The following is a 13,262-nucleotide window of genomic DNA, read 5'->3' on the forward strand; positions in this document are numbered from 1 at the left end:
TAGGCCAAACCAACACGAACAGATTCTGTAGGGAGACGCCCAATGTCCAACGCGCAATTGGAAGCCGCCATCGAAGCCGCCTGGGACGCGCGCGATACGATCACACCAGCAACTACGGGTGAGCGGCGCGAAGCCATCGAGGATACCCTGAACGCGCTGGACGGCGGGTCATTGCGGGTTGCCGAGAAGCAGGAGAGCGGTGACTGGCATGTGAACCAATGGGCGAAGAAAGCGGTTCTGCTGGGCTTTCGCATCAAGGATATGGAAACGCAAACCGGCGGCCCGCAGGGCGGCGGCTGGTGGGACAAGGTCGACAGCAAGTTCGCAGGTTGGGGTGACAACCAGTGGAAAGCCGCTGGCTTCCGCGCGGTTCCGAACTGCGTTGTCCGCAAATCTGCCTTCATCGCACCGGGCGTCGTTCTGATGCCGTCTTTCGTGAACCTGGGTGCCTATGTGGACGAAGGCACCATGGTTGATACCTGGGCCACTGTTGGGTCCTGTGCGCAGATCGGCAAGAATGTACACCTGTCCGGCGGCGTTGGCATTGGCGGTGTGTTGGAGCCGATGCAGGCGGGCCCAACAATCATCGAGGACAACTGCTTTATCGGCGCGCGTTCCGAAGTTGTCGAGGGCTGCATCGTGCGCGAAGGCTCGGTTCTGGGGATGGGCGTGTTCATCGGCAAGTCGACCAAGATCGTGGATCGTGAGACCGGCGAGGTCATGTATGGCGAAGTACCGCCTTATTCAGTGGTTGTCGCCGGATCGATGCCGTCCAAGAACAACGTGAACCTCTATTGCGCGGTTATCGTGAAACGTGTGGATGAGAAAACCCGTTCGAAAACCGGGATCAATGAGCTGCTGCGTGACTGATCCAAACGTAGCGTGAATGACAAAAGGCCGTGGATAGGCTCCGCGGCCTTTTTTGTAATAACATCATGCTGCTATACCGGGCGCTGCTGCACAGGAAGAGGAAGACCCATGATCCCCATTGATATCGCCATCTTGTTCATGGGGGCTGCGATTGCGTTGGCCGCTGTTCCGGGGCCAGACAATATCTTTGTGATGACGCAGTCGGCGCTTTACGGTCGGATGTCAGGGTTGGTTGTGACGCTGGGACTGGCCTCTGGGCTTATCGTGCACACTACCGCAGCGGCTTTGGGCGTGGCCGTCATTTTCCAAACTTCACAAACTGCCTTTGCGGCGCTGAAGTACGCAGGTGCGGCTTATCTGGTCTATTTGGCGTGGAAGGCGTTTACTGCAGCAGGGACTGCGCTTGACGGCGGTGATGCGCCGGAGATCCCGACGCGCAAGCTCTATCTGCGTGGTTTGATCATGAACATCGCCAATCCGAAGGTGACGATTTTCATGTTGGCTTTCCTGCCCCAATTTGTCGATCCGTTGAACGGATCGCTGATCGGGCAGTTCTATCAACTAGGGGCGCTGATGTTCCTAGCGACGGTTGTGGTGTTCGGGGCCGTGGCCCTTGCTGCGGGTACTTTGGGCAGTTGGCTGAGGGGTTCGCCTTCGGTTCAGCTGTGGATGAACCGCGTTTCGGGCGTGATCTTTGTTGCGCTGGCCCTCAAACTGGCCACGGCCGAGCGCTAGGGGCCTGACCCTAAGCTTGACCAATTCAGGCCGCAGGGCTAAGGCCCGTGCCATGGAAAAGCAGAAAAAACCCTCGCGCCAGCAAGTCTATACCCTTCTTGTTCAGATCGGACGGAAGGATGGAGATGGTTTGCCCGACGGGGCAACGGGTGCGGCGTTGATCTGTTATGCCAGTGGCGTGGATGAGGCCGAGGCCGTGCGCGAGACCGTGGCGATCCTGAAGCAAGCAGATACCGCGCCTCTGGATGTCACCGGTTACGGCACGTTGGCTGAGCGTGAGGCCCAAGGCCATGACATCGATGCGGATGAACGTACCCTGATGCAGCGAGCGCTGGACGAAAACGCGGTAATCGTGGCGCAGATGACTCCGTTTTTTGAAGACGAAACCTCAGCCTCTTAGTTCTGCGATCCGAACCATTTGCGGTGTAACTCGTCATAGGTCCCGTCCTCACGCAGGGATAGCAGCGCCTGATTGACCTCTTCCACCAGTGGCGAGCCGGTCGGGAAGGCAATGCCATAGTTTTCTCGCAGGAAGATGCTACCCGTCATCGTTGCAATCCTGCGTCCCTCATGCGCCGCGAAGTAGGACAGGATAGGCGCGTCGAACACGACAGCGTCCAGATCTTCGGCTTTAAATGCCTCAAGCATCTGATCGAGCCCCGGATAGCCCGCATATTCGATTTCGCGCCGGTCCAGGAAGCTGGCCGCAGTTGAACCTGTAATGGTGCCGACATTCTTGCCATAGAGATCATTCACCGAATTCACATTGCCGGTGATCGCATCCACCGTCATGACACTGGTGATGCGGGCGGTGAAGACCGATACAATGAACAGCGAGGATACCACGAGCACCACGCCCAGAATGCGGCCAAATGGTGTGCGGGGCATCCGTTCTTCAAAACCACCATTCACGACCAGATTCAGCGCCCACCAGAAGGATGGGAACCATGCCTCGTTCAGCTTGCGGTCGAAATAGGGCTGGGCGCGCCGTTCGAACCCCCACATCAACATGCCGCCGCCAAGCAGGATGGCGAAGGCCAGCCCAATGGCGATGAACAATTCGGTGGATAGTAATGCCTGCAACAGCGACGGTCTGCGCACCGCGTCCGATGGCACCATGATCTGCAAGCCCGCCTCGAAAATCGGCTGGCTAAAATCCATCTGCGTTTCGCGCGAGGCCGTGATCGAGATATTGGCGATGGCCAAATCGGCCGATCCGTCCTCGACCGCGCCCAGCATCTCGGCAAAGGAATCCACGCGCTGGACAGAGTATTCCCATCCCAAGGCCTCAGAAAGAGCCCCCAGCAGGTCCATCGAGAATCCGGTTTCGGCACCGTCCTCGACATAGGAAAACGGCGGGCGTGTCACTGTCGTGACATTTAGCGTCTGTGCCAGGCTTTGCTGTGCGAGAACGGCGAAAGTCAGGCTGATCAATGCGTAGAATGCGCGCTTCATGGTCAAGTCACCCGTTTCGCGGCCCTGTAACGCGAATGTATATGCATGGGCAAGGTGGCCGCAGAGTAAATCGGCATGTTTTATTGCGCTCTCAGACTGATACATCGCTTGTTCAGTGCGATAATTTTTGTGGATTGGCCTTGGCAATCCTGCCAATTCGTTGAATCTGTGCACGAACCTGAACACATGACCAACAGCGAGGCCTACATATGACCGATGCAGTTCAACTGACGGCAGACCTGATCCGTTGCCCATCGGTCACACCTGATGAAGGCGGAGCGCTCGTTCTGCTGCAGGACATCCTAACGGAGGCAGGGTTCGAATGTACTCGGGTGGATCGCGGTGGCATTAGTAACCTGTTCGCCCGTTGGGGCCCCAAGGGACACGCGCGGACATTTGGGTTCAACGGCCATACGGATGTGGTGCCTGTGGGGGATCAGGCGGCCTGGACCAAACCGCCCTTCGGGGCCGAGGTTCATGACGGGGTGATGTATGGGCGCGGCGCGACGGATATGAAATCGGGCGTTGCCGCCTTTGCGGCTGCGGCGATTGATTTCGTGCGCGACACCCCACCCGACGGGGCGATTATCCTGACCATTACGGGCGACGAAGAAGCTGACGCGTTGGATGGCACAACCGCCCTGCTTGATCATATGGATCAGCTTGGCGAAAAGATGAGCGTGTGCCTGGTTGGTGAACCCACATGCCCGAACCGGATGGGCGAGATGATGAAAATCGGCCGGCGCGGGTCGATGACTGCATGGTTCACCGTGACGGGGATTCAGGGACATTCAGCCTATCCGCATCGGGCCAAAAACCCTTTGCCAGCCATCGCGCGGCTGATGGATCGGCTGGCCAGTCATGAACTGGACCAGGGCACCGATCACTTCGATGCGTCCACACTGGCCGTGGTCACCATCGACACCGGTAATCCCGCGACAAATGTCATCCCCGCGCAATGCAGTGGCACCGTCAATATCCGCTTCAACGACACGCATACCGGTGCGAGCTTGAGTGACTGGCTTAAGGCTGAAGCGGCGCGCGTAGCCGATGAGTTTGGCGTTCAGGTTGATACAAAGATCAAGATCTCGGGCGAAAGTTTCCTGACCCCGCCGGGCGCACTGTCCGATTTGGTGGCGCAAGCGGTTGAGGCCGAAACGAGCATGCGACCCGAACTGTCAACAACAGGCGGCACCTCGGATGCGCGGTTTGTAAAAAACCACTGCCCGGTGGTCGAGTTCGGGCTTGTCGGACGCACGATGCATCAGGTCGATGAATGCGTCGAGGTGGCCCAGATCGAGCAGTTGAAGGCGATTTATATGCGTATTCTGACTGACTATTTTGCCTGAGCGATGCAGCGCACTCTGGTCATCATGGTCAAAGAGCCTCGTCCGGGCCGCGTTAAAACCCGGTTGGGACGCGATTTCGGTATGGTAGGCGCTGCATGGTGGTTCCGGCACCAGACCCGGTCGCTGATCCGGCGGCTGCGCGATCCGCGTTGGCAGATTGTGTTGGCGGTTTCCCCTGACGCAGAAGGGCTGACCAGTCGGATCTGGCCTGCCGATCTGCCACGCGTGGCGCAGGGGCGAGGCGATCTGGGTGACCGTATGGGGCGGATGCTGCGCGGGATGCCAAAAGGGCCGGTTTGCCTGATTGGGGCGGATATTCCGGGTATCGCGCTATGTCATATCTCGGACGCGTTCAAGGCATTGGGTCGTTCGCAAATGGTGTTCGGCCCGGCCCCGGATGGCGGCTATTGGCTGGTCGGTGCGCAACGCTATGGCGCGTTGCCCTTGGGCTTGTTTCGGGATGTGCGCTGGTCGACAGAACATGCGCTGGCCGATACGCTGGCGTCTGTTCCCGGCTGTCGTGTCGCCCTGTTGAACGAACTGCGTGATGTGGATACCGTCGCTGATTTGCGCGGCTGAGCCGAATGGACACTTTTTGGTCATGACGCGGTTGCATGCGCGTGCTAGGCCAAAGACATGAGTCGCATTCCCAGCAAGCAGGAGGTCCTCGACTGGATCTCAGCGAACCCCACCCTGACCTCGAAACGTGATATCGCCAAGGCCTTCGGCATCAAGGGCGCGGATCGGATCGATCTGAAGCGCATCCTCAAAGAGCTTGAGGCCGAGGGGCATCTGGAAAAGCGCAAGCGCAGCTATCGTGACCCGGATCGTCTGCCGCCGGTCAGCGTTTTGCAAGTGAAGGCCCCGAATGAAGATGGCGATCTGTTCGCGCGGCCCTTGGAATGGCATGGCGAGGGGGTCGAGCCCATCGTTCTGCTGATCACCCGCGCCAGCGATCCGGCGCTGGGGGAAGGCGACCGCATTCTGGCGCGCCTGACCGTGGTGCAGGAAGAAGACCACAATTATGAGGCCCGCCTGATCCGCCGTATCGGAACCAACCCGCGCAAGATCGTAGGTATATATCGCAAAGGGGCCGAGGGCGGGCGGATCGTGCCCATCGACAAAGCCGGTTCGACGGAATGGTTGGTGCCCGAAGGCGCGATGCATGGGGCCAAGGATGGCGAACTGGTCGAGGCCGAACAGGCCGGGCCCAAGAACCGTATGGGGCTGCCCCGTGCGCGCGTTGTTGAACGTTTGGGCGATCCGACCGCACCCAAGGCTGTCTCGCTGATAGCCATTCACCAACATGGCATCCCTGACGATTTTCCCGATAAGGTTATTGATGAGGCGGACAAAGCCAAACCCGTTGGCTTGAAGGGCCGCGAAGACCTTCGGGACATGCCGTTGCTGACTATCGACCCGTCGGACGCGCGCGACCATGATGATGCCTGCTATGCGCATGCCGATGACGACCCGAAGAACCCCGGCGGGCATGTCATCTGGGTCGCCATCGCCGATGTTGCTGCCTATGTGCAGCCCGGCACCGCGCTGGATCGCGAGGCGCGTAAGCGGGGCAATTCCAGTTACTTCCCCGACCGGGTGGTGCCGATGCTGCCGGATCGCCTGTCCGGTGATCTGTGTTCCCTGCACGAAGGTGTCCCGCGGGCATGTATCGCCGTGCGGATGCAGATCGACGCCGAGGGCAACAAGATCGGTCATCGCTTTCTGCGCGGCTTGATGCGCTCGGCCGCGTCTCTGCACTACGCCGAGGTGCAGGAGGCCATCGACGGCACCCCCAACGAACGTACCGGACCGCTGTTGGAGCCGGTTCTGAAACCGCTCTACGCCGCCTATGCCGCGCTGAAAACCGCGCGCGCGGCGCGCCAGCCGCTGGAGCTGGACCTGCCGGAGCGCAAGATCGTCCTGTCCGACACGGGTGAGGTGACCAGCGTGGCGTTCCGCGACCGGCTGGATGCGCATAAGCTGATCGAAGAGTTCATGATCCTTGCCAATGTCGCCGCTGCCGAGACGCTGATCGCCAAGCGTCGCCCGCTGCTGTTCCGTGTGCACGAAGAACCGGCCCCCGAAAAGCTGGAGAGCTTGCGTGAAACGGCCCAAGCCGCTGGCCTGAACCTTGCCAAGGGGCAGGTTCTGCAAACCCGTCACCTGAACGCCCTGCTGAATGCGGCTGCGGGTACCGAAGATGCGGAATTGATCAACCTGACCACCCTGCGGTCGATGGCGCAGGCCTATTACAACCCCGAGAATTTCGGACATTTTGGTCTGGCGCTGCGAAACTACGCGCATTTCACCTCGCCCATTCGTCGCTATGCTGACCTGATTGTTCACCGCGCGCTGATCACGGGCCACGGTTGGGGTGATGACGGTCTGACCGAGGAGGAAATCGCCCGACTTGATGAAACCGCAACGCATATTTCGGACACTGAGCGTCGCTCGATGATGGCTGAACGGGATACGACCGACCGCTATCTGGCTGCCTATCTCAGCGAACGGGTGGGCAATGAGTTCTCGGGCCGGATCAGTGGTATCGCGCGGTTCGGGGCGTTCGTGAAGATGGACGAAACCGGCGCCGACGGGCTGGTGCCCGTGCGGTCCCTCGGGCGTGAGTTCTTCCATTTTGACCGCGAGGCCGGAACCCTGATGGGGTCGGATACCGGGTTGATCATCGCCATAGGCCAGCGTGTCACCGTGCGCCTGACCGAGGCAACCCCGGTGACAGGTGGGCTGGAGCTGGAACTGCTGTCCATCGACGATCAGGCCTTACCGCGGGGGCGCGGCCCCGCCAAACGGGGCGTGCGGCGCAAGGCGGCAAGCACCAAGCGCAAGAAGGACAAAATCAAGCGCAAGGTCGAACGTAAGCGCCGTCAGAGATGATAGGTTAACGCTCGCGCGATCAACCAGCCATGGCGGGTCGGGTCGATCTGATCCACATCGTCGAACAGCACCGCCCTGTTGCCTTCAATCCGATCCTCATCGGGAAAGGCGGTCGTGAAGTCCCCCATCAACCGGCTTTGGCAATGCACGAACAGGGCAAATGGCGCGGACTTATGTCCACCCAACCGAATGGTTGAGCCTTTGGGGGCCAGATATGCGGGCTGACCCCAGCGCAGCGCCTCTTGCAGCGGTTGGGCACTGGGCAGTGCGCTGGCGGTCTCAAGGATCAGATCACGCAAGGCAAGTGCTCCGGCACGCGTGTCCGGGGGCAACGCCGCAAAGGCGGCCGCTACGGCGGGATCTTCAATCTGAGTCATGACAGGGGTACTGTCTGTTCCATCCGGTCTACGTAACTGTTGAGCAGGTTATCCTGTTTGATGCGGCGGGTCAGCGGTGTTTCGACGGGTGTCGCACGCATCGCGGCCAGCATGGGGCCAACGCTCATATCCGCAGCGGTCGGGCGTTCGCCCAGCAGAAACGGTGATTGCCACAGATAGGCCGAGATCGCCTCAAGGTCGCGCTCGACCCGGTCCAGACGTTCATTCTGGGAAAAGCGGCCGATGCCCTGAGCTTTGATGCCCTTCAGAACTGATTTGCGGATTGCATTAGAGGCCGGTTTGCGGATTAGGGCTGGAATGCTGTTAAAGAACATCTCGCGCAGAATGGGCCAGACCTCATCATTGCCCCAGCGATCCAGAACGATGTGGAAATATAGATGCTCCTCGGCCATACGGATTAAGGCGCGGGATTGCGCCTTTTCAACATCCGACAAGCCCGCGTCGAAGTCGGCCCCTTGCTGTTCCAGCCAATCGCGGATCAGATCGCTGTCCGGGACCAAACGCTCGGGCGTACGTAGCACAGGCAGCTTCTGGTGCGGCATCTTGCGAGGGTCCAAAATGTCGGATCGCTGCCAGGTCTGGCCGGATTTTTGCAGCATCAGCGCGGTTTTCACGCAGAACGGGCTGGCGCTGAACAAGCCAAAAGCAGATGGGTAAGTGAGAAGAGTCAGCATCAGGGGCTCCATCATTGGGGATGGCCGGACCTTAAACACGTCTGATGACATTTTCTGACATTAGGGGTAAGCTAATATCCGATATGTCCCGCACCGCCCGCCTGTTCCAATTGATGCAAGCCTTACGCTCTGGCCCGTCACCGAAAACTTCGGTTCAACTGGCTGACGACCTCGGCGTGTCTCCCCGTACGATCCACCGCGATATCGATGCGCTGCGCGGCCTTGGCGCGGTTATTGATGGTGAGGCCGGGTTCGGGTTCACGTTGATCGAAGACGCAACCCTGCCGCCGCTGGGATTTACCGATGATGAGCTTGAGGCGCTGGTTCTGGGACTGCGCGAAGTGCAGGTGATCGGCGATCCTGCACTGGCTGACGCTGCCAGCGCGGCACTGCGCAAACTTCAAGGACGGCTGCCGCCGCGCCAATCCCACCGACTGAGTCACGCGGTGCTGGCTGCAACGCGATTCAACCGCCCCCCTGCGCCGACCATCGAAGTTGCCGATCTGCGGCAGGCCACATGGGATGAACGCACAGTCGAATTCGCATATACCGACGCCAAGGGAGATGAGACCCGCAGGCGGGTGGACCCCTTGAGCATCGTCTACATGGACCGCTCGAATGTCTTGCTCAGTTGGTGCCATCTCAGGCAGGATTTCCGCGTCTTTCGGTTGGATCGCATGCGGGAAATGTCGGTGACAGATCAAAGCTTTCGTCCAAATCGTATACCAATGCTGCGCGATGTTATTGCCCAGATTCGTGCAAAGCGTGCCGCACATGAGCAGGATGAAAACACCTGAGACCTTTGAGAATTGCCGATTTTGCGCTATCCTTGAAGTTGAGCAGTACTCAGGAAAAAAATCGGAATGCATAAATGCATAGGTGGCGTCATGACCGCCGCATTATGGGCATCCATCGTGCAGGCGTCAGCGGCAGAACACGCCCCCAGGCCCGAGATTCGGCCTGTGGGTGGCGAAATTCAATTGGCTTCGGCGGATGTTACAACATCCCTGCGACCGGTGCCCCGACCCACGGTTGAGGTCGTGCGAGCGTCCTCGGCAGGAAACGCCCGGTTTCAGGCCTGGCTTGGGGCGTTTGAGGACCGGGCGCGGGATCAGGGTATCTCACAATCTACGCTGGGCCACGCCTTGGCGGACCTGTCCTATGATCTGGACGTTATCAAGCGGGATCGCAATCAGGCTGAATTCTCAAAGCCGATTTGGGAATATCTGGACAGCGCCGTCTCGGATACACGCATCGCAAATGGCCGTGCGGCGCTGGATCGGCACCAAAAGGTCCTAAAGCGGATCGAGGCTCAATACGGCGTCGAGAAAGAGGTCGTAACCGCGATCTGGGGGTTAGAGACATCGTTCGGTACCTATCGGGGCAGTAACCCGACGATCCGGTCTTTGGCGACACTGGCCTTTGATGCGCGTCGCGCATCCTTCTTTGAAACCCAGCTGATTGCGGCTTTACAGATCATTCAGGCAGGCGATGTCAGTGCGGGCCGGATGATCGGCAGTTGGGCTGGGGCGATGGGGCATACGCAGTTCATGCCGACCTCGTACCTAGATCATGCGGTTGATTTCGACGGCGATGGGCGGCGCGATATCTGGTCGGACGACCCAACCGACGCGCTGGCCTCGGCGGCGGCCTATCTGGCCCGGCACGGTTGGACCAAGGGGCAGCCTTGGGGTGTCGAAGTACGCCTGCCCGAGGGGTTCGACTATGCCACGGCCAAACGGGATTACACCTTGATGCCGTCGGAGTGGGCGACACTAGGTGTGGTTGGACGCGATGGTAAAACTGTTGCCGATCACGGGCAGGCCGCGATCCTGCTACCCGCTGGCGGGCAGGGCGTTGCGCTGATGATCTTCGATAACTTCGGTGTGATTGAGAGCTATAACGGGGCAGATGCCTATGTCATTGGCATTGGTCACCTGTCCGACCGCCTGGCAGGCCGCGCACCGTTTCAGGCCCCTTGGCCACGCGGCGACCGGGTGCTGAGCTTTACCGAGAAGAAGGAACTACAAACCCGACTGACCAAAGCTGGATTTGATACGCAAGGCATTGATGGGCGGACAGGACCAAACACCATCAACGCAGTGAGGGCGTATCAACTGGCGCAGGGATTGGTGCCGGATGGGTACCCGACGTTGAACCTGTTGGAGCGGTTGCGGTGATTGGGTAGGTGAACGATCTTAGTTGCTGTGGGGTTCGCGATGCGGACTTTGTTGTCGTTCGAATTTCTTGCTATCTGCGCAACTGCACGAACTGTGAAATGGAACTTCTTAATGCGACATGCCGATCATTGGAAAGAAAAGCTCGATCAGGATGCGGCGCTTCCGAGCGAGTTTCGGCTAACCAGGTCACGAATTATGTACATCGAGTCCAAGTCCGAAGGACTTGAGGGAGATGCTGTTATCGGCCGTGTGTATCTCTCAAAAACTGGCAAAACCCTTTATTACAAGGGGCTTCGCTTCCAAAGCCTCAAGGGTGCCGGTTTCAAGGCAAACTACTTCGAAACTGAGAGCGGTGATTTCTATTGGATATCTGGGCCTCGTAAAGATCAGAACGATAGGCTTTATGGTGGCAACGAAGGCGTCTTGGTCGATGACGATGTACGAGACGAGTACGAGGCGCTTATCCGTTAGGATAGCGATGTAGGTTTGGGTTCGTAGCTTACCCTGTCATGGGGCCAAATCCCCAAGAAAAAGGCGGCTGTCAAAGCCGCCTTTACTACAACCCAAGAAAAGCCGACTAAGACGCCGCCTTCATTAGCCCTTGCGCATGAATCTCAGCCTGTGCTTCATCCAGCGATTTGTGGATGCGTATGAACATCTCGTCGATATCCGCCGGAGTCAGGATCAGCGGGGGAGAGATGATCATCCGGTCGCCAACATGGCGCATGATCAGGTTGTTGGCAAAGCAACGGTCGCGGCAGATATACCCCACGGTTCCGGGGGCCGAGGCGAATTTGGCGCGGTTTGCCTTGTCGGGCGTAAGTGCGATCGAGGCCATCATGCCGACAATCTTAGCCTCACCCACCAGCGGATGATCAGCTAGAGCCTCCCATTTTTTCTTCAGATAAGGCGCGGCGACGTCGCGGACGTGCTCGACGATCTTTTCCTCTTCGAGGATGCGTAGGTTCTCCAGCGCCACGGCTGCCGCAACCGGGTGCCCGGAATAGGTATAGCCGTGGTTGAACTCGGTTCCCCCGATCACATCGGCGATTTCGTCATTGACGATGGACCCGCCGATGGGCGCATAGCCCGAGCTGAGGCCCTTGGCGATGGTCATGATATGGGGTTTGATCCCAACGGTTTGCGACCCGAACCAGTTGCCGGTACGGCCGAAGCCGCAGATGACCTCGTCGGCGATCAACAGGATATCGTATTTGTCACAAATACGCTGAACTTCGGGCCAATAGGTATCCGGCGCGACAATGACCCCGCCAGCGCCTTGCACGGGTTCAGCAATAAAGGCGGCGACGCGGTTTTCGCCCAGCTCCAGAATGGCTTCTTCCAACTCACGCGCACGGGCCAGGCCAAAGTCTTCGGGCGTCATGTCGCCCCCTTCGGCCCACCAATTCGGCTGGTTGATGTGGTGGATGTCGGGGATCGGAATGCCACCCTGTGCGTGCATTCCGGCCATACCGCCCAGCGAAGCGGAGCCCACCGATGAACCATGGTAAGCGTTATGGCGGCTGATGATGATGTTCTTGTCAGGCTGACCTTTTTCTGCCCAATAGGTGCGCACAAGACGGATGTTGGTGTCGTTTGCCTCGGAACCACCTGCGGCAAAGAAGACGTGGTTTAGGTCACCGGGCGCCAGCTCGGCAATCTTGGCCGCCAAAGCAATGGCGGGCACGTGGGTGGTTTTGAAAAACGTGTTGTAGTAGGGAAGCTCGCGCATCTGACGCGCGGCAACGTCGGCCAGTTCGTCGCGCCCATAGCCGATGTTCACGCACCACAGACCGGCCATTGCGTCCAGGATCTCTTCGCCCTCACTATCAGTCAGGTAGACGCCTTTGGCGCGGGTAATGACGCGCGCGCCTTCCTGCCCCAATGCACCATTGGCCGAGAACGGGTGAAGGTGATGGGCCGCATCCAGGGCCTGCAACTCAGCGGTGGGCATATGGTTGGTGATGGTGGACATCCTGAAACCTCCTAAAGCAGTTGCAGGTCACAATATGATCAAATTTTTGTCTGTCAATCGAATCGCGTGATTCAGGCAGGGGTCAGCGCGCCGACCATCAGCTCCATCCCCTGTTCAACATCTTGTGCGGTGGCCAATGCAGCCTTTTCGGCATCGCCTTCGCGCAGTGCCGCGATGATGTCCTTGTGTCGATCTGGCAGGCTCTGCGTGCCGAATCGGCCACTGACAACCCGCAAGGACGGGCCGAATCTGAGCCACATCCGCTCGGCCAGATCGCGTAGAATCGGGGCATCCGCATGGGCATAAAGCGCTTTGTGGAAGGCATAGTTCAAGCGAAGATAACCGCCGATATCGCCTTCGTCGATCATGCTGTCCAAACGCTGGTCAATTCGCTCTAGCTCATCAATACCAGCAGGGCTTAGATTCGCGGTTGCGCGTCTGGAAAGCTCTGATTCTATTGCGCTTCTGGCGAATTTCATCTGGGCGATATCCGAATCGGAAATCAATGGAACACTGACCCGGCGGTTCCCCTGAAACACCAGTGCCCCATCAGAGGTCAACCGCCGAATCGCTTCGCGCACCGGTGTCATGCCAACACCCAAAGCATTGGCCAAACCCTGGATCGTGACCGGTTGTCCCGGAACCAAATCGCCAAACAGGATTTGCGATTTGAGGGTGTGATAGACCTGCTCATGCACGGGGCTTTTTGTGTCACTCATCTGTGCTGCATT

At 58.9% G+C, this 13,262-nt stretch carries 14 protein-coding genes; 9 read left to right on the top strand and 5 right to left on the bottom strand.

Translation table 11 applies throughout. The annotated features are described in order from the left end of the window. Nucleotides 1-42: 42 nt before the first annotated feature. The 3 genes from dapD (at nt 43) to ACR0KG_RS02060 (ending at nt 2,005) form a co-directional block, all read left to right on the top strand. Nucleotides 43-870 carry a 2,3,4,5-tetrahydropyridine-2,6-dicarboxylate N-succinyltransferase gene (gene dapD / locus ACR0KG_RS02050; protein ID WP_480826340.1) on the top strand — a complete coding sequence of 276 codons (828 nt, stop codon included), beginning with the start codon at nt 43-45 and terminating at the stop codon, nt 868-870. A gap of 108 nt (nt 871-978) precedes the next feature. Then, nucleotides 979-1,605: a LysE family translocator gene (locus ACR0KG_RS02055; protein ID WP_480500676.1), complete on the top strand. Its 627-nt coding sequence runs from the start codon at nt 979-981 to the stop codon at nt 1,603-1,605. A gap of 52 nt (nt 1,606-1,657) precedes the next feature. Then, nucleotides 1,658-2,005 (top strand): hypothetical protein, encoded by a 348-nt coding sequence (locus ACR0KG_RS02060; protein WP_353008923.1) that lies wholly within the window; start codon nt 1,658-1,660, stop codon nt 2,003-2,005. Here ACR0KG_RS02060 and ACR0KG_RS02065 read toward each other — a convergent pair. Then, entirely contained in the window at nt 2,002-3,060 is a 1,059-nt protein-coding gene (locus tag ACR0KG_RS02065) for a transporter substrate-binding domain-containing protein (protein ID WP_480826341.1), read from the bottom strand. The genes ACR0KG_RS02060 and ACR0KG_RS02065 overlap by 4 nt on opposite strands. 209 nt (nt 3,061-3,269) lie before the next feature. Between ACR0KG_RS02065 and dapE the strand changes: the two genes are divergently transcribed. The 3 genes from dapE to rnr are packed head-to-tail and all read left to right on the top strand — an operon-like array spanning nt 3,270 to nt 7,304. Beyond that, complete coding sequence (gene dapE / locus ACR0KG_RS02070; RefSeq protein WP_480826342.1) at nt 3,270-4,409, top strand: succinyl-diaminopimelate desuccinylase; 1,140 nt, start codon at nt 3,270-3,272, stop codon at nt 4,407-4,409. A gap of 3 nt (nt 4,410-4,412) precedes the next feature. Beyond that, nucleotides 4,413-4,988, top strand: a complete 576-nt coding sequence (locus tag ACR0KG_RS02075) for a TIGR04282 family arsenosugar biosynthesis glycosyltransferase (RefSeq protein WP_480826343.1) — start codon at nt 4,413-4,415, stop codon at nt 4,986-4,988. A gap of 57 nt (nt 4,989-5,045) precedes the next feature. Then, complete coding sequence (gene rnr, locus ACR0KG_RS02080) at nt 5,046-7,304, top strand: ribonuclease R (RefSeq protein WP_480826344.1); 2,259 nt, start codon at nt 5,046-5,048, stop codon at nt 7,302-7,304. Here the strand turns inward: rnr and ACR0KG_RS02085 are convergent. Further along, on the bottom strand, nt 7,295-7,681 hold the full coding sequence (locus ACR0KG_RS02085) for a DUF1801 domain-containing protein (protein ID WP_353008932.1): 387 nt from the start codon (nt 7,679-7,681) through the stop codon (nt 7,295-7,297). The two genes, rnr and ACR0KG_RS02085, sit on opposite strands and share 10 nt — an antisense overlap. Continuing rightward, nucleotides 7,678-8,376, bottom strand: coding sequence for a glutathione S-transferase family protein (locus ACR0KG_RS02090; protein WP_480826345.1), 699 nt, complete (start codon nt 8,374-8,376; stop codon nt 7,678-7,680). Before ACR0KG_RS02090 ends, ACR0KG_RS02085 begins: the two co-directional genes overlap by 4 nt. An 83-nt stretch (nt 8,377-8,459) precedes the next feature. Between ACR0KG_RS02090 and ACR0KG_RS02095 the strand changes: the two genes are divergently transcribed. The 3 genes from ACR0KG_RS02095 to ACR0KG_RS02105 all read left to right on the top strand — a co-directional run bounded on the left by ACR0KG_RS02095 (nt 8,460) and on the right by ACR0KG_RS02105 (nt 11,027). Beyond that, on the top strand, nt 8,460-9,173 hold the full coding sequence (locus ACR0KG_RS02095) for a helix-turn-helix transcriptional regulator (protein ID WP_480543202.1): 714 nt from the start codon (nt 8,460-8,462) through the stop codon (nt 9,171-9,173). 90 nt (nt 9,174-9,263) lie between these two features. Next, the gene (locus ACR0KG_RS02100) at nt 9,264-10,556 is read left to right on the top strand and encodes a lytic murein transglycosylase (protein WP_480826346.1); all 1,293 of its coding nucleotides are present in this window, start codon (nt 9,264-9,266) and stop codon (nt 10,554-10,556) included. Nucleotides 10,557-10,667: 111 nt separating this feature from the next. After that, nucleotides 10,668-11,027: a 1-deoxy-D-xylulose-5-phosphate synthase gene (locus ACR0KG_RS02105; RefSeq protein ID WP_480550631.1), complete on the top strand. Its 360-nt coding sequence runs from the start codon at nt 10,668-10,670 to the stop codon at nt 11,025-11,027. Between the two features lie 106 nt (nt 11,028-11,133). On the opposite strand, the gene ACR0KG_RS02110 is transcribed toward ACR0KG_RS02105, so the two are convergent. Together ACR0KG_RS02110 and ACR0KG_RS02115 are read right to left on the bottom strand one after the other, a co-directional pair. Continuing rightward, nucleotides 11,134-12,531 (bottom strand): aspartate aminotransferase family protein, encoded by a 1,398-nt coding sequence (locus ACR0KG_RS02110; protein WP_480826347.1) that lies wholly within the window; start codon nt 12,529-12,531, stop codon nt 11,134-11,136. A 71-nt stretch (nt 12,532-12,602) separates the two neighbouring features. Then, the gene (locus tag ACR0KG_RS02115; protein ID WP_480826348.1) at nt 12,603-13,250 is read right to left on the bottom strand and encodes a GntR family transcriptional regulator; all 648 of its coding nucleotides are present in this window, start codon (nt 13,248-13,250) and stop codon (nt 12,603-12,605) included. Nucleotides 13,251-13,262 lie beyond the last annotated feature (12 nt).

The sequence above is a fragment of the Ruegeria sp. H4 genome (assembly GCF_056533065.1).

Excerpts from the sequence above, each read along its gene's own strand:
- dapD (WP_480826340.1), top strand. The coding sequence starts at position 43 with ATGTCCAACGCGCAATTGGAAGCCGCCATCGAAGCCGCCTGGGACGCG.
- ACR0KG_RS02055 (WP_480500676.1), top strand. The coding sequence starts at position 979 with ATGATCCCCATTGATATCGCCATCTTGTTCATGGGGGCTGCGATTGCG.
- ACR0KG_RS02060 (WP_353008923.1), top strand. The coding sequence starts at position 1,658 with ATGGAAAAGCAGAAAAAACCCTCGCGCCAGCAAGTCTATACCCTTCTT.
- ACR0KG_RS02065 (WP_480826341.1), bottom strand. The coding sequence starts at position 3,060 with ATGAAGCGCGCATTCTACGCATTGATCAGCCTGACTTTCGCCGTTCTC.
- dapE (WP_480826342.1), top strand. The coding sequence starts at position 3,270 with ATGACCGATGCAGTTCAACTGACGGCAGACCTGATCCGTTGCCCATCG.
- ACR0KG_RS02075 (WP_480826343.1), top strand. The coding sequence starts at position 4,413 with ATGCAGCGCACTCTGGTCATCATGGTCAAAGAGCCTCGTCCGGGCCGC.
- rnr (WP_480826344.1), top strand. The coding sequence starts at position 5,046 with ATGAGTCGCATTCCCAGCAAGCAGGAGGTCCTCGACTGGATCTCAGCG.
- ACR0KG_RS02085 (WP_353008932.1), bottom strand. The coding sequence starts at position 7,681 with ATGACTCAGATTGAAGATCCCGCCGTAGCGGCCGCCTTTGCGGCGTTG.
- ACR0KG_RS02090 (WP_480826345.1), bottom strand. The coding sequence starts at position 8,376 with ATGCTGACTCTTCTCACTTACCCATCTGCTTTTGGCTTGTTCAGCGCC.
- ACR0KG_RS02095 (WP_480543202.1), top strand. The coding sequence starts at position 8,460 with ATGTCCCGCACCGCCCGCCTGTTCCAATTGATGCAAGCCTTACGCTCT.
- ACR0KG_RS02100 (WP_480826346.1), top strand. The coding sequence starts at position 9,264 with ATGACCGCCGCATTATGGGCATCCATCGTGCAGGCGTCAGCGGCAGAA.
- ACR0KG_RS02105 (WP_480550631.1), top strand. The coding sequence starts at position 10,668 with ATGCGACATGCCGATCATTGGAAAGAAAAGCTCGATCAGGATGCGGCG.
- ACR0KG_RS02110 (WP_480826347.1), bottom strand. The coding sequence starts at position 12,531 with ATGTCCACCATCACCAACCATATGCCCACCGCTGAGTTGCAGGCCCTG.
- ACR0KG_RS02115 (WP_480826348.1), bottom strand. The coding sequence starts at position 13,250 with ATGAGTGACACAAAAAGCCCCGTGCATGAGCAGGTCTATCACACCCTC.